The organism is Armatimonadota bacterium (assembly GCA_016789105.1).
Taxonomy (GTDB): Bacteria; Armatimonadota; Fimbriimonadia; order Fimbriimonadales; family Fimbriimonadaceae; genus UphvI-Ar2.
Window position 1 is genome coordinate 24,665 of record JAEURN010000002.1, and the last position, 19,890, is coordinate 44,554.

At 59.4% G+C, this 19,890-nt stretch carries 18 protein-coding genes and 1 tRNA gene; 9 read left to right on the forward strand and 10 right to left on the reverse strand.

The genetic code is table 11. The features are described 5' to 3' along the window. Nucleotides 1-33: 33 nt before the first annotated feature. The 4 genes from JNM28_00945 to JNM28_00960 form a co-directional block, all read right to left on the reverse strand. Nucleotides 34-693, reverse strand: coding sequence for a CoA transferase subunit B (locus JNM28_00945; GenBank protein MBL8066994.1), 660 nt, complete (start codon nt 691-693; stop codon nt 34-36). Between the two features lie 89 nt (nt 694-782). Beyond that, nucleotides 783-2,741 (reverse strand): methyl-accepting chemotaxis protein, encoded by a 1,959-nt coding sequence (locus tag JNM28_00950; protein MBL8066995.1) that lies wholly within the window; start codon nt 2,739-2,741, stop codon nt 783-785. 129 nt (nt 2,742-2,870) lie between these two features. Beyond that, nucleotides 2,871-3,578 (reverse strand): CoA transferase subunit A, encoded by a 708-nt coding sequence (locus JNM28_00955; protein ID MBL8066996.1) that lies wholly within the window; start codon nt 3,576-3,578, stop codon nt 2,871-2,873. A 170-nt stretch (nt 3,579-3,748) separates the two neighbouring features. After that, on the reverse strand, nt 3,749-4,084 hold the full coding sequence (locus JNM28_00960; GenBank protein MBL8066997.1) for a hypothetical protein: 336 nt from the start codon (nt 4,082-4,084) through the stop codon (nt 3,749-3,751). 210 nt (nt 4,085-4,294) lie between these two features. Between JNM28_00960 and mtnA the strand changes: the two genes are divergently transcribed. Together mtnA and JNM28_00970 are read left to right on the forward strand one after the other, a co-directional pair. Further along, the gene (mtnA, locus tag JNM28_00965) at nt 4,295-5,272 is read left to right on the forward strand and encodes an S-methyl-5-thioribose-1-phosphate isomerase (GenBank protein ID MBL8066998.1); all 978 of its coding nucleotides are present in this window, start codon (nt 4,295-4,297) and stop codon (nt 5,270-5,272) included. A gap of 121 nt (nt 5,273-5,393) precedes the next feature. Further along, entirely contained in the window at nt 5,394-6,668 is a 1,275-nt protein-coding gene (locus JNM28_00970) for a thymidine phosphorylase (protein ID MBL8066999.1), read from the forward strand. Between the two features lie 107 nt (nt 6,669-6,775). Here the strand turns inward: JNM28_00970 and JNM28_00975 are convergent, their stop codons facing one another. Then, complete coding sequence (locus tag JNM28_00975) at nt 6,776-8,362, reverse strand: hypothetical protein (GenBank protein MBL8067000.1); 1,587 nt, start codon at nt 8,360-8,362, stop codon at nt 6,776-6,778. Nucleotides 8,363-8,408: 46 nt separating this feature from the next. Then, complete coding sequence (gene maf / locus JNM28_00980) at nt 8,409-8,993, reverse strand: septum formation protein Maf (GenBank protein ID MBL8067001.1); 585 nt, start codon at nt 8,991-8,993, stop codon at nt 8,409-8,411. 79 nt (nt 8,994-9,072) lie between these two features. Here maf and JNM28_00985 point away from each other — a divergent pair, with 79 nt between their 5' ends. After that, nucleotides 9,073-10,197, forward strand: coding sequence for a DegT/DnrJ/EryC1/StrS family aminotransferase (locus JNM28_00985; GenBank protein MBL8067002.1), 1,125 nt, complete (start codon nt 9,073-9,075; stop codon nt 10,195-10,197). Nucleotides 10,198-10,390: 193 nt separating this feature from the next. Here JNM28_00985 and JNM28_00990 read toward each other — a convergent pair whose 3' ends face one another. Continuing rightward, on the reverse strand, nt 10,391-10,831 hold the full coding sequence (locus tag JNM28_00990; protein MBL8067003.1) for a methylated-DNA--[protein]-cysteine S-methyltransferase: 441 nt from the start codon (nt 10,829-10,831) through the stop codon (nt 10,391-10,393). A gap of 200 nt (nt 10,832-11,031) precedes the next feature. On the opposite strand from JNM28_00990, the gene JNM28_00995 reads away from it, so the two are divergent. Beyond that, nucleotides 11,032-12,177, forward strand: coding sequence for a TIGR03790 family protein (locus JNM28_00995; GenBank protein MBL8067004.1), 1,146 nt, complete (start codon nt 11,032-11,034; stop codon nt 12,175-12,177). 1 nt (nt 12,178) lies between these two features. Here the strand turns inward: JNM28_00995 and JNM28_01000 are convergent, their stop codons facing one another. Further along, a complete protein-coding gene (locus tag JNM28_01000; protein ID MBL8067005.1) occupies nt 12,179-13,174 on the reverse strand; it encodes an iron ABC transporter permease in 996 nt (331 codons plus the stop codon). Between the two features lie 109 nt (nt 13,175-13,283). On the opposite strand from JNM28_01000, the gene JNM28_01005 reads away from it, so the two are divergent. From JNM28_01005 to JNM28_01020, 4 genes are all read left to right on the forward strand, one after another. Beyond that, entirely contained in the window at nt 13,284-14,411 is a 1,128-nt protein-coding gene (locus JNM28_01005; protein ID MBL8067006.1) for a pyridoxal phosphate-dependent aminotransferase, read from the forward strand. Continuing rightward, nucleotides 14,408-15,115 carry a ribonuclease III gene (gene rnc, locus JNM28_01010; GenBank protein MBL8067007.1) on the forward strand — a complete coding sequence of 236 codons (708 nt, stop codon included), beginning with the start codon at nt 14,408-14,410 and terminating at the stop codon, nt 15,113-15,115. The genes JNM28_01005 and rnc overlap by 4 nt, the downstream gene beginning before the upstream one ends. Before the next feature lie 154 nt (nt 15,116-15,269). Next, on the forward strand, nt 15,270-16,007 hold the full coding sequence (locus JNM28_01015) for a PEP-CTERM sorting domain-containing protein (GenBank protein ID MBL8067008.1): 738 nt from the start codon (nt 15,270-15,272) through the stop codon (nt 16,005-16,007). A 174-nt stretch (nt 16,008-16,181) separates the two neighbouring features. Next, nucleotides 16,182-16,862: a PEP-CTERM sorting domain-containing protein gene (locus JNM28_01020; GenBank protein ID MBL8067009.1), complete on the forward strand. Its 681-nt coding sequence runs from the start codon at nt 16,182-16,184 to the stop codon at nt 16,860-16,862. On the opposite strand, the gene JNM28_01025 is transcribed toward JNM28_01020, so the two are convergent. Beyond that, nucleotides 16,859-17,941 carry an aminopeptidase P family protein gene (locus JNM28_01025; GenBank protein MBL8067010.1) on the reverse strand — a complete coding sequence of 361 codons (1,083 nt, stop codon included), beginning with the start codon at nt 17,939-17,941 and terminating at the stop codon, nt 16,859-16,861. The genes JNM28_01020 and JNM28_01025 overlap by 4 nt on opposite strands. An 85-nt stretch (nt 17,942-18,026) precedes the next feature. On the opposite strand from JNM28_01025, the gene JNM28_01030 reads away from it, so the two are divergent. Continuing rightward, nucleotides 18,027-18,100: transfer RNA gene (locus JNM28_01030), tRNA-Gln, on the forward strand. 134 nt (nt 18,101-18,234) lie between these two features. Here JNM28_01030 and JNM28_01035 read toward each other — a convergent pair. Further along, entirely contained in the window at nt 18,235-19,863 is a 1,629-nt protein-coding gene (locus JNM28_01035; protein MBL8067011.1) for an alkaline phosphatase family protein, read from the reverse strand. Nucleotides 19,864-19,890: the final 27 nt, after the last annotated feature.

Consider the following 19,890-nt stretch of genomic DNA (forward strand, 5'->3'; position numbering starts at 1 on the left):
GTCTACCGGTCTCCGGTCGGGCTCCGGCCGACTTCAGGCCAATGCCATTTCCCGCAAACCGGGGCTCACCGAGAACCGGGCTTCTGTTTTTGCGGCGATCTCTTCTTGGCTGACCCCGGGGGCGAGCTCTTTCAAAATCAATTCGCCCTTGCCCACCTCAAAGACGCACAGGTCGGTGATGACCATGTTGACGCAGGCCTTGCCCGTCAACGGCAGAGTGCATTCCGGCAAGATCTTGCTCTCCCCCGCCTTGTTGGTGTGCTCCATCACAACCACGACCTTTTTGACCCCGGCAACCAAGTCCATGGCCCCGCCCATCCCTTTGACCATCTTGCCGGGGATCATCCAGTTGGCGAGGTCGCCGTTTTCGCTGACCTCCATCGCCCCCAAAATCGAAAGGTCGATGTGCCCACCCCGGATCATGGCAAAGCTATCGGCACTCGAGAAATAGGCGGTTCCTGGAATCTCGGTAATCGTCTGCTTGCCCGCATTGATCAAATCCGGGTCGGCTTCACCCTCATAGGGAAAGGGGCCCATGCCCAGCATCCCGTTCTCGCTTTGGAGGATGACCTCCACGCCGGCCGGAATGAAGTTGGCCACCAAGGTCGGGATGCCGATCCCCAAGTTCACATAAAAGCCGTCTTGGAGTTCTTGCGCCGCTCGTTGCGCCATCTGATCCCGCGTCAAAGCCATGCCCAGAGTTTACACACAATAATGGGTTCAACATGGCTGCGGGCTCCCCGGCAGAACCGGGGAGCCCGCAGATTTGGCCATCGTGGCCGTCAGGCAGCCAGCCGAGGTTGCTCGACTGGCGCCGGCGTCGAACCCATGTCGTACTGGAACCGGCTGACCATGATCTTCAGGCTTTCCGCAGTCGAAGAAAGCTCTTGGCTCATCCCGCTGATCTGGCCGATCAAATCGACCTGCTCACGGACGGTCCGGCTGACTTCTTCCACGCTCGCCGTCATTTCTTCGCTGCTCGCGCTAAGTTCTTCGGCACCAGCCGCGGTTTCTTGGCTGATCGCCGCCACTTGGCTGACGGTCCCTTGCACGGCCTCGGCGTTCCGCGACATCGACTCCACGAGTTTGGTGTTCTGCTTGGCCGACTCTTGCACCCGCGCCACTGACGAGATGATGCCTTCCAGCGCGGTGCGGGCCTCGCTGCTGAAGCTGGTGCCGTCCGCCACCTTGGCCATGCTCTCGTCCATCGCCACGATGGATTGCTGGACACCCGCGCTCACCGTTCCGATCAGTTCGCTAATTTCTTGAGTGGCATTGGCGCACCGTTCGGCCAGCTTGCGGACTTCTTCGGCAACCACGGCAAAACCTTTGCCATGCTCGCCTGCCCGGGCCGCTTCGATGGCCGCATTGAGGGCCAACAGGTTGGTTTGGGCTGCGATGTCGTCGATGGTCTGCACGATCGTGCCAATCTGGGCCTGCTTTTCGCCAAGGTCTTGGATGACCGCCGAACACTCGCCGACCTTGCTTTCGATTTCCGCCATGCTGGAGATGGTCCGCCTGACGGCTTCGCCGCCTTGGCCTGCAATGTTGGCCGCTTCTTCGGTGATCGCCCCTTGTTCTTGGGTCGAAGCCATCACGCCTTCAATGGCGCGGGAGAGCGAATCCACCGCTCCGGCCGCGTCTTGGGCTTCGCCGGCAAGCCGTTGGGCCCCTTGGGCAATCTGCTCGCTGGTCGAACTCGTCTCGTTCACCGCATAACCAACTTGGTTCATCGTCTCACCGGTGGAGTTAGCCAGCCTCTCAGTGGAGGATGCGCTTGCCGAAAGCTGTTGGCTCGCAGCCGCCACCCCGTTCGATTGGGCGTCGATCTCGGCCATCACGCCGCGGAGGGTCCTCAGGCAGTCGTTGTAACCCAAAATTGCTGATTGGGCGGTTTTCAGCGTCGTGTCGAAACTCTGGCAGATTTCGCCGATCTCGTCCTTGGCGTCATAACCGACCGGGTTCGTCACCGGGGTGACTTCCAGACACAGATTGCCGTTTTGCAGGCCGGCAATGCTATTGGACAAGTTGGTGACACAGTTAGCCCCCAAAGAATGGAGTTGGGCCTTGAGCTTGTTCAGTGGGAGGACAACCGACCGGGAGACCAACCGACCAAAGAAGCCGGCAACCCCAAGGCAGAACACGGCAACGGCAATCGAAACAACCCTCTGGGACGCAAAAAAGTTGGATGTCTCCTTGTTGCGGCGTCCGCCCTGCTCAATATTCCATTGCACCATCTTTTCAAGCTGGGGTTTGACCTCGGCATAGTAGGTCTCGGTCACCGGGCCCATTGTTTGGGCCAGGGCTTCTTTGCCCTTTCCGGCGGCCATCATCTTTTCCGCTTCCTCCGAAAATCCAACGTACTTATCGTAAGAAGCCTTCAACTGATCCCAATTCTTCTTGTCTTCCGGAAGGACGACGGTGTCGCCATACTCTTTAAAGAGGTTGTCCCGTTGAACATCCAAGTCGTCCATTCGCTTTTGCACGGCTTCCGGGATTTCTTTTCCGCCGACCTGGTACGAGGCCATCTCGATCAATAGCCCGCGGTCTTGCGCCAGGTTGGCATAGAGTTGGGTGATGCTTCCCGTACCCAAGACGCCATCCCGATAAAGGTTGTCGACGTGTCCGGTTGCTTCATTCTGACCCAGAAGCGTCACGGCGATGAACAGGACGATTGCCCCACAGACCGCTCCAAACGAAACCACGAGTTTTTTTCCGACGCTCAGGTTTTTGAACCACATATCTCGAATTCCCTGACCCTGGCAGTTCTTACAGCCAGCTGATCACGTTTCAATGGTCGGATTCCCCGTCGGCCGTCTTCAGCAGACGCCAATACAATCTTGTCAAGTTTGCGGCAACAACGGTAGCTGTCAGCCCGAATCGCGGGAGCGGGTCGTCAGGCGTTCGATCCGCTTTTCGTAATGTGGCCCTTGCAGCAGCCGATCCACGTAGATCCCCGGCGTGTGGATCTGGTCGGCGTCAAGCTCGCCGATTTCGACGATCTCTTCAACCTCCGCAACACAGAACTTCCCGGCCGCCGCCATCATCGGGTTGAAGTTGCGGGCCGTCTTGCGGAACTGCAAGTTGCCCCACCGATCCGCGCGCCAAGCCTTGACGATGCTGAGGTCGGCCCTGAGCGCACTTTCCATCACATACATTTCGCCGTCGAACTCCCGGGTCTCTTTGCCTTCGGCGACCAATGTCCCGTAACCGGTTTTGACAAAGAATGCCGGAATCCCCGCCCCGCCCGCGCGGATCCGTTCCGCCAAGGTGCCTTGAGGGTTGAACTCCAATTCGAGCTCGCCGCTAAGGTATTGCCGCTCGAACTCGGCATTTTCGCCCACGTAACTGCTGACCATCTTCTTGATCTGCTTGGTCTGCAGCAAAAGCCCGAGCCCAAAATCGTCAACCCCGCAGTTGTTGCTGATGACCGTGATCCCACTCACGCCGCTGTCGCGCAAGGCAACAATCAGGTTTTCGGCAATTCCGCACAAACCAAAGCCCCCGCTCATCACCGTCATCCCGTCGAAAAGCAAACCATCGAGGGCCTGGGCTGCCGTGGCGACCACTTTGTCCATGCCTGGATTCTACTGAATCGAACGACGACACAAGAAAAAGACCGAGCCATGGGCACGACTCGGTCGACTGGATCTGAATGTTGCTCCAAAGAAAAGGGCCAAGGGCCCTCAATCCCTGAGAATGAGCCCAACCCCAAATTGTTCCCTCATCTGTCAGAACACTGGCATTTTTACGGGGAGGAAACTTCCGACAAGATCCTTTCTAACTTGAATGTGAGTTCCCCGTTGCTGACAATGCGGTCCACTCCTGCTGCCCGCCCCGATTGCAAGATCGCTTTTTCTTTGTGACCCGCATGGGCAATCAAAAAAATCCCGCTTTGTTTAAGGCGTGCCGCAAGTTCGGGGCTCCAAAGTTTGGGGTGGGTCAAATTTAAGATCGCGGCTTCGGCTTTGGGCACCTCATCGGGAATCCGGCCCAACACCACCGGCACATGACCCAACGCAGCAACCGATTTCCGCAGGCGCTCGCTCCAAATCAGGTTGTCTTCAAATATCAAAACCGTCATCGCAACCCATCCGGGGGCTTCCACTCCCTTTGTGGAGACCCCACTGGCTCCAGTTCCAGCCGATCCCAACTTGATGGAATCCGTCCCGGACGCCTCATCTTGACTCCAATCCTGGTCATGCAGTGAGCCTCGCCCGCAGTTTTCCAACACTCCCTTGGCAATTGGTTACCCCCAATGCAGGCCATCGCCGGCAGGTACGCTCATTGACGCATGGCCGATTCCCTGCGCTGCATCCGGTTCGAGGGCGGGCAGCTCCACCTGCTCGACCAGAGGGTCTTGCCTTCAAAAACCGTGTGGATCACGCACTCAAAACCAGCGGAAGTCGCGGAATCGATCCGCAACATGGCCGTGAGGGGGGCCCCTGCCATCGGAGTTGCTGCCGCCTATGGCATGGCCCTTGCCGCGGCCGGCGGCGAAGACTGGGAATCGGCACGGGCCGTGCTGGCTGCAAGCCGCCCAACGGCGGTCAACCTCTTTTGGGCCCTCGACCGGCTGGACCGCCTAGACGACAAATCACCAGGATCCGTTCTTGCCGAAGCGATCGCCATAGAAGCCGAAGATCTCCGGATGAATCGGCAAATCGCCGAGCTCGGTGCCGGGCTTGTCCCAGATGAGGCGGGGATCTTGACGATTTGCAACACCGGGTCTTTGGCCACCGCGGGGCATGGCACGGCCCTCGGCATCATCCGGACGGCCCACGCGACGGGGAAAGTCCGTCACGTCTATTCCTGCGAAACCCGGCCCCGGCAACAAGGGCTCCGCCTGACCGCGTATGAGCTCCTACACGACGGCATTCCATTCCATTCCATTGCCGACGGGGCCGCCGCTTCGCTGATGCAGGACGGGAAAATCGACTTCGTGGTCGCCGGTGCCGACCGGATAGCTGCCAACGGCGACACTGCCAACAAGATCGGCACCTTGATGGTGGCGGTTCTAGCCCGCCACTTCGGCATCCCGTTCGTCATCGCCGCGCCTTCATCGACATTGGATCCGACGATTCCCGATGGCAAGGGCATCCCGATCGAAGAGCGCGACCCCCAAGAACTCACGCATTGCGAAGGCATCCCCGTGGCACCGGAGGGGTGTCCCGTGTTCAACCCGGCATTCGACGTCACACCCGGCGCATTGATCTCGGCCATTGTCACGGAACGCCAGGTTTTCACCGCCCCTTATCGATTCCAGTCATGATTTGCGTCCCCTTTTGCCCCTTGTTGCCGCTCGATCCGCTTGAGGGTGGTTTGCCGCTTTGCCAGATCCGGCAGATCCAGAACCGTGGGCCACGGCAAATGGGCCACGAGGCCCCAACGCTATGACCGTCATCGACATCATCGCCAAAACCCGCGACCGCGCGCCGCTCAGCCGGGCCGAATTCGACTTTTTGGCCCGGGGGGCCGCCAATGCCACGATTCCCGACTACCAACTCGCCGCCTGGCTCATGGCGGCGTACCTCAATGGCCTCTCCGACCAGGAGACCGCCAATCTGACCCTGGCCATGGCCGATTCCGGCGAACGGGTCGACCTTGCCGGACTGCCCAAACCATGGGTTGACAAACACAGCACCGGAGGGGTTGGCGACAAAACGACTCTGGTCCTGCTCCCGCTCCTTGCGGCCTGTGGGCTGACCGTGGTCAAGATGTCGGGGCCGGGACTCGGGAAAACCGGCGGCACGATTGACAAGCTCGCCAGCATCCCGGGATTTAGAACAGACCTCTCGCCGGACCAAATGAAGGAGCAAGCCGGCGCAATCGGCATCGCCCTCACCGGGCAAACCCCCGCCCTAGCCCCGGCCGACAAGGTGCTTTACGCTTTGCGCGACGTCACCGCCACCGTCCCCAGCTTGCCGCTCATCGTCAGTAGCATCCTCAGCAAAAAAATTGCCGGCGGAGCAGAAACCGTCATCCTCGACGTCAAGTGTGGCCGTGGCGCTTTCATGCCAGACCTAGAGCGGGCCACGGAGCTTTCGGCCGCCCTCGAACGGGTTGGGTCTCAGGCCGGACTTCGCGTCAAAACCGTCGTGACCGACATGGATCAACCGTTAGGCCGGACCGCTGGAAACGCCCTGGAGGTCAAAGAGGCGATCCGGGTGCTGAAGGGAATGGAGTCGGGACGGTTCACCCAATTGTGCCTGCATCTGGCCCATGCCATGTTGGCCACGGTAGGGATGGATGCCGACCCCTCCGAGGCCATCCGGTCGGGCAAGGCCATCGCAAAAATGGAGCAGTGGGTTGCCGCCCAAGGAGGGTCGGCTGAAGTGTTCACAAGCGAGAATTGGCAAGTCGCCCCCTCCCACACCGAAGTCACCCATACCGGAGGATCAGCCTGGGTCGAATCCATCGACGCCGAAACGGTTGGGCTCGCCGTCGTCGGTTTGGGAGGCGGACGCAAAATCAAGTCCGACACGATCGACCCCCGGGTTGGGGTGGAGACCCTGATCGAAGTTGGCGACGCGGTCACCCCCGGCCAAACCCTGTTCCACGTCCATGCCGCAGACCACCATGCGGCAGAAGCCGCAGGCCAATCCCTCGCCGGCGCAACCCGGTTTTCAGCGGTCCCGGTCAGCCCTCGGCCGGTCATCTTGAGCTAAAAGCCCGCGCCCCATGGGATCCCCAAGTTTTCGATGTCTGCACGGGCACAGTCATGCCGTTTCGGGACATCGCTAGTCCCACGGAACATGCCGACCGAATGGCAAAGTCACTTTTTCCGGGTTGAAAAGAAGTTTGAGGAATCCCCGACGGTGACAGCGTTGACCGGGACATTGAGGTCGTCTTCCAAAACCACGACCCGCTCGCCATCCGGAAACACCACCACCCCGGTCACCCGGTAAACATAGTCTTTCGGTTTGTATCCATCGCCTTGGTCATAGGAAGTCCAGTGGCAGGTCAGCAGGTCGCCTTTGAGAGACCAGGTCCCAGCCCCTTTCGCCCCGCGGAACGTTGTGGCCCCCACGGCACCGGAAGCACTTGAAAACGTGTACTCGAACTTCCCATCCGGCTTGAGGAACAAACTGCCGCCGTAGCTGACGAACGTCATCGATGTCGAACCCGTGAACACGTTGACCCACTGCTGGCTCGCCCCACTCCCAAACCAATAGTCCCCCACCATCGCCTCGCGGTCGATCAAGGCCGCGCCTTTTGTATAGGGGCACCGGATCCCCGCCAAGAACTCTTCCCCGATCGGGGCAGAACTGCTAAACGTCAACCCCGCCGTCATCGAAGCCCCCACCGGGTATTGAGAATTGGGATCCCAATACGTTTGGGCGATGATGAGGGGTTGCCAATAGGGCCCGCAATCCACAATGTAGAGGGAGTAAAGCGCGTCCCACTTCACCCCGTCTTCAGGACCCCGGCCAAACATAAAGAAAGCCGGGACGCCGTCGCCCACATACCGGCGGAACACCATGCCCGTGCCCCGGTCTTTGAGCCCGGCGGGGACGTTTTCAGCCCAAAGTTTCCGCAGGGAGGCCCCCAAATCGCTGGATGCCGGGATGGCCGGGAGGAGCCGAACGCTTGCCGCCATCATCTCGCTGTAATACGGCTTGGCGCCGACAAGCCAACCGGAGTTTTCAGTCCATCCAGATGGCAGCGAGTAGCTGAACCCTTCGGCCAGTCCACCCTTGGAAGCTTCTGCCCCCCCGCCAGACTTTGGTTTGCCGGCGATGGTGAGTTTGCCCCCCTTAAACGTGGCCTGGTCCGGCATGGCCCCAGTGAGAACCGCAAACTGGGCGGCGACCAAAGCGGGCAGCTGATCTTTGGAATCCCCATCCGCCAATGCCGCATAAATGCCCACGGTGCTGAAGCACACACTCAATGACCACTCGTAAAACTCTTGCTTTTCCCGGTCGGTGGCCTTGACTGATTTCAGCGCGTACCGGATTTGGCCCGTTGTTGCCAAAATCGCCTCATCTCCGATTTCCATTTCGCCCTTCTGCGTGAGCGAATAGACGGTCAAAGCCGCAACGGCATAGGCGGCCGCCCCGTCATTCTCCATCTTTTGGTTTTTTGCCTCGTCTTCGTAACCTTTGATCCCTTCTTCGATGACTTGCTTGATGGCCTCTTTCAGCTCTTTGCTGTCATCGTAGATTTTCAAGTACTCGTCAATGTAGATCCGATTGCCGGTCGATTTGAACACCAAGTTGCCGTTCAGATCGGTTTGACCGCCCAATCCTTTTTCGCCGAAAGCCTGGACCGCCTTGACCAACGGGTTCTTTTCGGGGAACTGGGCAAAGGCCGGGCAAACAACAACCACAGCCGCCAACAATGCAAAGAGCCTTGTCAACACATTTCGATTGTATCGCTAACGCCAGGATGCAAGAGCATTCCGCGCCCTAATTCCTGATTTCTTTAAGAGCTTCCCTAACCCGCCCGACCGGCAACCCGATCACGCTATCGGCGTCGCCCCGGATTTGGGTGACATACTGGCGTGCCCCGCCTTGGAGACCATAAGCCCCCGCTTTGTCCATGGGTTCACCGGTTGCGATGTAGGATCGGATCTGGCCGTCCGTCATCGGGGCAAACGTCACCTCGCTTCGTTCGACGAAGCTGGAGATCCCTTTTGGCCATTTGATGCAGATCCCAGTCAGGACTTCATGGGTTTTCCCGCTCAGCAGACCCAGCATCCGGGCGGCGTCCCCTTCATCCACCGGCTTGGACAGTTGCGTCATGACACCCTCAATCTCGATCGCGACAACCGTGTCGCCCCCGATCACAATCGAATCTGGATGCCGGGCAAAAACCTCCAGTGCCTTTTCCCGGGCGAGGATTTTCGCCGTCTGCCAGGGATCCTCGACCGTTAAGGCGTCTTCATCCACGTCCGCCGGATCGACCAAGAAGCCATCGACCAGTTGGGAGAGCAATTCCTGGCGGCGGGGGCTGCCGCTTGCCAGGACGACGGGGTAATCCAACTGCAACACCCCGCCCTTTTACCCAACGATCGGGGCCCACTCCCCGGTGCCCCGCCCCCCGGCCCGCCAACCATGTAGAATCTCTCCCGTGAACGTCCCGTTCATTGACCTCAAATCCCAGTACGAAGAAGTGCGGGAAACCCTTGACCCGGCCATTGCCGAGGTTCTCTCCTCCGGTGCCTATGTGCTAGGCAAGCACAACGCCGAACTCGAACGCATCATCAGCGAGCGGCACGGTGTCAAACATGCCGTTTGCGTTAACAGCGGCACCGACGCCTTGCGCATCATGCTCCAAGCCGCCGACATCGGGCCCGGTGACGAAGTCATCACCACGGCGTTTACCTTTGTGGCAACGGCCGAAGTCGTTGCCCAACTCGGCGCCACCCCCGTTTTCGTCGATATTGACCGAGAAACGATGTGCATTGACCCGGCCAAGATCGAAGCAGCCATCACCCCAAAGACCAAGGCCATCATGCCGGTTCACCTGTTTGGGCAAATGGCGGATATCGCGGCCATCCAGGCCATTGCCGACAAACACAACCTATTTATCTTTGAAGATTCGGCGCAAAACATCTTTAGCCACTACAACGGCACCTACACCGGCAACTTCGGGGTCGCCGCCGGAATCAGCTTCTATGTTACAAAGAACTTGGGGGCCGCCGGCGATGGCGGCATGATCCTCACCAACGACGACGAAATCAAACGCCGCTCCCTCAGCCTGCGCATCCACGGGATGGGCCGCGAGCGGTACTACTACGACGAAATCGGCTACACAAGCCGATTGCCCGAACTCCAAGCCGCCGTCCTTGTCGCAAAAATCGCCAAGCTCGACGAGTGGAACGCCCAGAGGGTCAAAGTCGCCGAATACTACTTGGAGGAACTCGCCAACGCCAACGTGATCCTTCCCCGCACTTACCCGGGCAACAACCACGTTTGGCACCAGTTCACCATCCAAGCCCAAGACCGCGATGGCCTCATGGAGCACCTGAAAACCAAAGGCATCGCCAGTGCCATCTTCTATCCGGTGCCGTTGCACTTGCATGCACCCTACGCCAAGTTTGGAGGGGGCGAAGGTTCACTCCCCGTCACCGAAACCGTGTGCAAGCAATGCCTCTCCATCCCTGTGCACCAACATATGCGCATGGAGCAGGCTGCCCTGGTCGCCCAAGAAATCAAGGCGTATGTGGGGACAAAACAAACTTCTCCGGCATAACCGCCTGGGACCCAAGTCCGGGATCAGTGAACAATCGCCGGGGAAATCCGGTCAACATAGGTGCGGAACGGGAAAGATTCGAAATTATTTTTGAATCCCCGGACTGCAGTCTCCAGTAGAACAATAAAGAGAGGCGGCCATTTCCTCACGCTTGCGGTCCCTGTTGAGGTTACGGCCTGTCTCTCTTTTTAGCCTAAAACAGTCCTCTTTGGCCGCTCTCCAAACCCAACAGGTGCTGTTTGCGCCAAAGGCCGCCCGCATAACCGCACAACTGACCATCGGCTTGAACAACCCGGTGGCAGGGGACGACGACCGCGACGGGGTTCACTCGATTGGCCATCCCCACCGCCCGTTGCCCGTTTTTCACCCCAAGCCTTTCGGCCAGCTCTGAATAACAGACCGTCTTGCCGAAGGGGATCGCCAAAAGGGCCTTCCAGACCCGGACTTGGAACGGTGTCCCCATCAGGCGCAACGGGATTTCGAAACCCTGCCTCGTCCCGGCAAAGTATTCGCCAAGCTGGACTCCGAGGTTCCGGCCGACCGGATCTGCGGGGCCGATGATGGGGGTGCCAGAACCCAGTTCGGGGCAAAATTCCAAGCTCAAGAGGCTGTCCCGGTCGGTTAACGCCCTCATGAGGCCGATCGGCGTGCGATGCAAAGACTCGAATGTGGTTGGTGCCGCCCGCTCTGGCAATGGGGCCCCAGAAGGTGCTTCAATATCAAAGAGCGAGCTCTGCATCCTGACGCTCAAACAGACGGATCATGAAGCTCAACCGGTGCGGCGTCCCATCCCGGCATACTCCTTGCAGGGGAGAAGGCACGTCTAACCCCTTGGTGACCCAACTGATGGCCCTCGTCCCCGCCCTCCTCGCATTGGCCTGTGTGGCCGGCTGCCAGCCGCAACAAGACGACATCCTTTATCCGAAATCGACAACGGGGACAAGCAACCCCGCACCCGTTGTGGCACCCCCGCCAACGCCGGAAGAGGACGCCAAACGGGTGATGCTGGTCATCAACGCTGCCAGCCCGGAAAGCCGGGATATCGGTGCCTATTACCGGGCAAAAAGGCAGATCCCGCGGGAAAACGTCGTCATCGTGAACGTGAGCACCTCCGACAATGTCGGCGACGCCGAATTCGTCTCCGGGATCCAAAAACCGATCCAAGATGCCATCAAAGCGTCCAAAAACCAAATCGACTTCATCGTCCTCACCTCGGGTTTGCCCATCCGGCTCAACGACGGCGGCGGGAACTCCGTCGACGGCGCCTTGAGCACCATGAATTTAAGCCTGCCGCCGATCCCGGAACTGAAAAAGGAAGGCATCACGTGCTCGATGAACCCCTATTACAAGGCAACCGACCACTTTTCCAGCAAGAAATACAATATGTACTTGGTCACGAGGTTGATTGGATACACGCCAGAAGACGCCAAAAGGCTCGTCGACAACGCCTTGGCTGCCAAGCCTCTCAAGGGCCCGTTCTTTTTGGATAAGGCCGGCAACCGCAACGACGGAGGCTACGGTGCCATGCAAAAGCTCATGGACGACGCCGACGCCAAGCTCAAATCAAAGGGGTACGACTCCAGCCTGGACACTTCGGACGAGTACATCCTTCCACCAAACCCGCTCATGGGGTACGTGACCTGGGGCAGCAACGACGCCGGGTTCAAGGCCGACCGCTACAAGGGCGTCAAATTCCTTCCGGGGGCCTTGTGCGAAACATTTGTTTCTACCAGCGGCCGGACGTTCCACCCCACCGAAGGCGGGCAATCGCTCATCGCCGACCTCATCGCCAACGGCGTGACCGGTGTCAAGGGGTATGTCAGCGAACCCTATACATTCGCCCTGGCCCAACCGGACATTCTGTTCGATCGGTACACCGACGGGTTCAATTTGGCCGAAAGCTTTTATGCCGCAAGCCTCGTGTGCAAATGGAAGGACATCGTGGTCGGCGATCCGCTCTGCAATCCCTACGCCAAATAAGTCACACCCGGTACACGTTCCGGCGGAGCAACACCAACAACACCGGCGAACCCAGCACCGCCGTCACCGCCCCAACCGGGAGTTCGGTTCCCGGCACGGCCTTTTGGGCGACGAAGTCGGAGACCAACAAGACCACCGCCCCAACCGCCGAGCTCAATCCCAGCATCCGCCGCAGGTCCGGCCCAACCAGGCTCCGCGCGATGTGGGGGGCAACCAGCCCAACAAAGCCGATGATCCCCGCCGAGCCAACCACTGAGCCGACTGCCGCCGTCCCTAAAGCCAAGTGGAGGGCCACCTCCTTTTGCGTGTCCACGCCCAACCGGCCCGCCAATTCCCCGCCAAAAGCAAAGGCGTTCAATTCGCGGGCTTTGAACCACCCATAACCGAGGGCCAGCAATCCGAACCCAGCCATCAGGGCCACCCGCTCCAAATACATCGGAGTCAGGCTCCCCAAAAGCCACCGGAGCACGACGTTGGTGTCTTTGCCGATCAAAAGGAGCATCACCGTGGCCAGCGAGGCCAGCATCGATCCGGCCACAACCCCGGCGAGGATCAACCGGACGACATCGCGGTGGCGGAACCAGCCGCCCAAAGCCAAAACGGCTGCCAAGGCCGCCAATCCGCCGGCAACCCCACCGGCCACCGTCAAGGCGCCACCGGCGGCCATCCCCAATCCCGTGGCTAAAACGGCCGTGCCGCCGACCCCTGCCCCGGCACTCACGCCCATCACATACGGTTCAGCAAGCGGGTTTCGCAGCAAAGTTTGGAACACCGCTCCGACCCCGCCCAAAACCGATCCCGCAACCAAGGCCGCCAAAAGGCGGGGCAAACGCAACTGCCACACCACGGTCGATGCCACCTCGCCGCCTTTGCCCAAAATGGCGGAAAAAATTTCGGCCGGTGTGAGGGGCACAGACCCAGAACAAAACAAATATCCGGCCGATAGAGCCACCAGAAGCAGAACCACACCCAACAACCAACCGCGGGCCGGAATCACACGGCCAGCATACACGCGGGCCAACCCAGCAGGCCGGTACAATCCCAGAGTGCTCCTCGCCCAGCTCAGTTCGCGCTGCCGGAAAATTCAGCCTTCGCCCACCTTGGCGATGACGGCAAGGGCCAGAGAAATGAAAGCAAGGGGGATCGACGTGCTTTCATTTGCCGTCGGAGAACCCGACTTCAACACCCCGGAACCGATCATCGAGGCAGCAAAAAAGGCACTGGATCAGGGCATGACCAAATATGCCCCTTCCCGAGGACTGCCGCTCCTCATCGAGGCAATCCAGCGGAAAACCGAGCGGGAAAACGGATTCTCCTGCCAGGCCAACCAAGTTGTCGTTTCATGCGGGGCAAAGCATTGCCTTTACAACGCGTTCCAAGTTTTGCTCAACCCGGGTGACGAAGCGATTCTGTTCGCCCCGTTCTGGATGACCTATGCCGACCAAGTGGCCCTCGCCGATGGGATCCCGGTCATTGTCCCGACTTCGGCGGAAAATGGGTTCCAGCCTGAACCCGCCGCCATCGAATCCGCCATTACCCCCCGAACCAAAGTCATTGTTTGCAACTCGCCCAGCAACCCGACCGGCGGGGCATGGGATCGGGCGACCGTGGAAGCCGTGGCCGCGATCGCCGAGCGGCACAACCTGACCATCGTCAGCGACGAAATTTATGAACACCTGACCTACGATGGCCACCAACACACCGGGTTTGCCCAACTCGGCCCGGAAACGGCCTCGCGGACGGTGACGATTTTGGGAGTAAGCAAAACTTATTCCATGACCGGGTGGAGGATCGGGTTCGCCATTTCCCCTCCGGAGATTGCGACCGCGATGGCCAACATCCAAGACCAGGTCACCAGCAACGCCACGACTTTTGCGCAGGCTGGGGCTGCGGCGGCCCTGGATTCTGACCCCGCCTTGGTTCAAAAAATGGCGGCAACCTTTGCCGAACGTCGCGCGTTTGGGATGCAACAGTTGAGGAAGATCGACGGTTTAGGGGTGCCATCACCCAAAGGCGCCTTCTATTTCTTTCTGGACGTCTCCCGGTTCTTGGGCGGGGAAATCGCCGACGATTGCGCCTTGGCCGAGCACCTCCTCGACAAAGCACACATCGCCACCGTCCCCGGATCGGTCTTCCATGCTCCGGGGCATATCCGGTTCAGCTACGCCGCGGGGCTGGACACCATTGCCGAAGGGGCCCGGCGATTGGGCGACGCCCTCAAGGGACTCCAATGATTCCCAAACAAATCCCCCTCAAAAGCGAGCAACTTTTCCGATTGGCGATGTGCCACCGGTCGGCGGCAGAAGACTCGGTGACCGACAGCTACGAGAGGTTGGAATTTTATGGCGACGCCGTTCTCGGGCTCGTTGTGGCCCAGTATTTCTACGAGCACCATCCCGATTGGGATCAAGGGATGATGTCAAAGGCCCGTTCTTCGGTCGTTCAAGAAGCCCCGCTGGCGGAAAGGGCCCTCGTGCTCGGGCTAGACCAACACCTCCTTCTTGGACCTGGGGAAGAACAATCTGGCGGGCGGCAGCGGCCCGGGATCCTTTGTGACATCTTGGAAAGCGTCATCGGAGCGATCTACATCGAATCCGGGCTGGAAAAAGCGCGATGGTTTATCTTGGAACAGCTTGACCCCTACCTGATGCAAGTCAGCGCCGGAGACGTCTCCCCCAATGACTTCAAAAGCCGCCTCCAAGAAGTGAGCCAGGCCCTGTGGCGCAAAACCCCGACTTACAAAGTGGCGTCTGAAAACGGCAGCGCGCACGACCGCCGGTTCACGGTTCAAGTTTTGTTCGACAACGAAGCGATCGCCGATGGGCAGGGGCGATCCAAGAAAGAAGCCGAACAGGCCGCCGCCCGAGAAGCCCTGGAAATCATCAGCCGCGCCCAAAACAGCCGCAAACTTGCGGCAGAAGCCGGAACGATTGACTAAGGAATTTTGAGGGTTTCTGCCTCATTTTGCCGATCTATCCGGAACATTTGGTCTCCAAACCAGTACTATGTATCCAGGCTCGCAAAGTATTTTTTTTGCGATGAAAGGCGTATTGGCACGGTTGGTGCCCAATCGTCAATTCCGGAGTGGGTTTATGAACAGCAGAACCATCAAAGCTGTGGCTGTCTTTGCCGCAGTCGTGTGCGTCGCCTTCGCGACGGCACGGACTGAACCAAATAGCTTCCTCAACAAGCCGGCGGCAACGCACGAGCAACTGATGAAGCAAATCCAAAACGACGACCAGGTCATGAACCGCTATATGCGGCATTTTGGGATGACGAGGCCACAAGTCATCGAATACTTCAACGGCCTCAAACTCGATACCTTGACCGCAGACGGCGTTTACCTCGTCTACAACGTCCCCGAATCCGAAGAGCTGCGGGCCAAAGCCATTTTCTACAAAGCAGGCACCAAAGTCTGGGTTGACGGAGAAGGCACCATCGTCCTTAAAGCCTCTTGCGGCAACCCGATGAAGCGCGGGACCGACGAAACCTCGATCGAAGTCGAGCAACCCGTCACCGCCGACCTCATTCGACCTGAACCGACAGTCGTGGCTCCGCAAGGAACCCCTGCCGAACTCGTTGTCGGCACCATGCCATCATCCATCGAATCTTCGGCGCTGCCCTTCCCGGCCGCTGCCCCTGCCGACATCACCGAAATCATTCGCACGGGCGGTGCTTCGTTCAATCCGGGCTTCTTGGCCCCGCTGGCAATCGTCCCGTTTATCATCAAAGACAATCCCAAAGAACCGGTGCCCGAACCGGCAACTTTTGCCGCCCTTGCGGCCGGAGCGGCCATCGTCGCCCGCAAACGCAAGTCGGCCAAAAAGTAAGCATCGAGTCGGAACCCATTGATTTGGCCCGGGAGCGCACTGGCGCACCGGGCCAAATTTTGTTTTAAGCTTGCGTTAAAGGGACGGATCCTTAACCGCGCCACTACATTCTCATGAGATTTTGAATCAGTCGTTCCCTTTGTGGAGCGGCTTGCTTTGTAGCAGAGGAAACCCATGAAAAATCTGATCCCGGCGCTTGCCGTCTTGGCCATCGCATCCATCGCCCCCGCTCAATCCTTGTTCGGCGGCAACATCATCAAAAACGGTAGCTTCGAAGCCGGAGCCACGTCTGTTGACGGGGCCAGCGTCGCAGTTCCCGACTGGAACGGCACCACCACCGTTGGTGAGTACGGAGCGACAAACTGGTGGGAAGTCCCCGCCGGCCCATGGTCCGACGGAATCAAGTTTGCCGGCGGCGGGAACTTTGCCTCCAATTCCATCAACCAAACCTTCACCATCGACGCCGCCGACTTTGCCACCGTTGACGCCGGCCAGGCCGCCTTCACCGTCGATGGTTGGTTCGGCGGGTGGTCATCCAACAATGACAACGCCATCCTCAACGTCACCTTCAAGAACAGTGTCGGCGGAGATTTCCGGACCATCCAGATCGGCGGGGTCACCGCCACCGACCGCAACAATGTGACCAGCATGTTGTTCCGGTCGGCCACCGGCGTCCTCGATTCGGGAACCCGCTCCATCGTGTTCAACTTGGTGTTCACCCGCACCAACGGAACCTATAGCGACGGCAGCGCGGAAAACCTCCGGTTCAACGCAAACGCGGTTCCGGAACCCGTATCCATGGTTGCCCTCTTCCTCGGTGCCGGACTCCTGGCCCGGCGGAAGCGGTCGGCCTAACCGACCCGAACCAATTCGGCAGACGGCTCGGCATTAAAGCTGCGGTGGCCGTCTGCCGTGCAGGTCACGATGTTCTCGATGCGCACTCCAAACCGGCCCGGCAAATAGATCCCGGGCTCGATGCTGAAGCAGTCTCCTTCTTGGATCATCTCATCGCTGCCAGGCATGATATAGGGTTCCTCGTGGACCCTCATCCCCAAGCCATGGCCCGTGCGGTGAACGAAAAACTCGCCGTAACCGGCATCGGAAATAACCCGACGGGCTGCCCCATCAACCTCTCCTGCCGTCACTCCGGGCCGGATCACCTCGCGGGCCACCATATGGGCGTCGTAAACAACCCTGTAAACCTTGTCCGCCTCCGGGTCAGGCTCACCGACCGCAACCGTCCGAGTGATGTCGCTCATGTAGCCACCCGTTTCACAACCAAAGTCCATGATGAGCACTTCCCCTTCTTTCAGGATCGTCTCATCTGTGTGGTGATGGGGCTCGGCCCCATTGGCACCCGTGGCGACGATGGCAAACATCGGTTTGCCTCCTTGTGCCGCCATCGCTGTTTCCAGCCGGCCCCCGACCGCTGATTCCGATTCACCGGCGCGGATTGTCGAAACGACATCGCGATAAGCTGCATCCGCCATTCCCCCGGCGCGGAAGAGAATTTCAAGCTCGTCGGCACTTTTGCACCGCATCACCTGGCCGGCCAATCGGCTCCCGGCGATGAACTCCACATCCGGCAACCAGCCCTGGAACCGGAGCAAGATGCTTGCCAGCATTTCGTCTTCCACCGCCACCGTGCCGCGCAGACCAGAGGCGCGGATCGCATCGGAGGGGTCTTCTCCATCGGCAAAGCCTTGCACGCACTCGATCCCACACCGCCGCGCTTGGTTGACGCTCAATGCAGGGCAGAACAACCGGACGCCTTGGTCGCGGTCGAGGATCAGGGCCATCAAACGCTCACCCCCGCCTTCGGAAAAACCCGCGAAGTAGCCCATGGTCACGGGGGTTGTGGCGATGAATGCGGTTGCGCCTTCCGCCTTGAGGACTGCGGCCAAAAGCCGCTGGCGATCCAAATATCCGGGCATACCGCCAGTTTATCCCGACCCGGAGACCATTGCGACCAGACCCAGGCTCCGGGGCAAACCGCTCTGGTATAGTGCCCCTTGGCTTTGCCGGATCGTCCAATGGCAGGACAGCGGTTTTTGGTGCCGTTAATCTAGGTTCGAATCCTAGTCCGGCAGCCAGAGCCTCCATTTAAAGCGCGGGGAATGGCCAAAAGCCCCCGCACCTTGAGCGGGGGTCTTTGGCATCGCACCGATACTTTATTGTTTCCCCAATCAGCAACTGGGGCACCTCATCGGCCTGATCTTGCGGGTTCTCAATTGCCCGGCAGGGATTCGAACAGAGGCTCGCCAATGTTCCCGTTCGGATATTCGATGCCCAACAGCGTGCACAAGGTGCTCGCGATGTCGTGGGTGTAAACGCGCCGGGCAACCTTGCGCGGCTTTTGGCCACCCCAGCGGGTCATGATCGGCACGTGGGTGTCGTAAGCCCAAATCGCACCGTGTGATGTCCCAGTGGCCCCCGTCTCCACATAATCCGGCTTGAAGATAACAACGACGTCTCCGCCATTGATGGGATTCAATCCGTTGGTGATCCACTCCCGCAATGGGAGGTCTGGGATGAGGCCTTTGAGGACGTTTGTGCGCGTATAGGCTTGCCAAACACCGTCAGCGGTCATGGCGGCCTCCGCCGCCGCTTCTTCGACATCCGAGCGGTTGAGACCCTTCGCCGCGATCGCCTCGCGGTTCAAATACAGGTTGAACCCGTTGAAACTTGGAGCCCAATCTGCATCCCCGAACTGCTGATCCAAGGCCGAATCGACAGCCTTCAGGATATCAGCCCCGCTGACCCTTCCGGCATCCAGTTTGAACGTGTCCCGTGCCTCAGCCGGGATTGGGGCGACCCCGTGGTCGGCCGTCAAAATAATCGCGACATTGTCGATCCCGCCGGGGACGGCTTTGTTCAAATGATTGAAAAACTCCGACAGGAGCTTATCGGTGACAACCGTGATATCCATGACCTCCGGGCTGTTGGGGCCATAAGCGTGGCCTACGTAGTCGTTGGTCGCCAGATTCACCACCAAAATGTCCGGAGTCTCGTGGGATCCCAATTTCTCGGTATCAACGGCTCGAGTTGCCAAGTCGAAGATCGCCCGTTGGCCCGCCTCGCTGGCCGCGACCGCCGAATAGTAGGAGCTTTTAACCTCGGTGCCATAGGGGTGAGAAAAGTTCTTGGGCTGGTTCGCCACATGTGGGGCATTGCGAGCATTGGCATAGGCGGAAGCCGGCATCGAGGCATTCCAGCTTTTGCCGACGAACGAATCCATGAACCCACTCTTGTTGAAATCCTCGGCCCACTTGGGCACAGAGGTGCCGTAGTAGGTGCTGGTCACGAACTTGCCGACCCCGTTGTCGAACCAGACCACTTGGTCGGCCGCATGGCCCGCCATTAAGATCCCCGCTCGGTCTTTGAACGAGATCCCAACGACCTTGCTCCGCCCGTTGGTTGCCATCTTGAGCTCGTCGCCAACGGTGCTCACCAGCAGAGGCCGGCAAGACATCCCGTCCATCGTCCCGCCAACCGTCTGATAAGCATCCTTGTCTTCGGTGGAGTAATGGACTTTCCCTGTTTTTCGGTCGTACCACTCGTTCCCGATTACCCCATTGATCGCGGGAACCGAGCCCGTCGTCAAAATCGCGTGGCCCGCCGCCGTATAAGTGGGAACGTGGTGATGGTGGGCGTCTGTGTAGCGGACACCGGTCTCGCCTAGCCACTGGTAACCACCCAACTTTCCACCCGCCTTCGCCGGAAGGAAATGATCCGAAAATCGGTCGACATAATCCGCACGCCCCTGGTCGACTGAAATCAAAAGCACCAACTTCGGGGCTGACTTCGGAAGGGCCGCGGTGGGCGCAAGCGCCGCCAAAGCAATCATGCTGAGCATGCCGAGAAGATTACCGTCCGAGGGGTC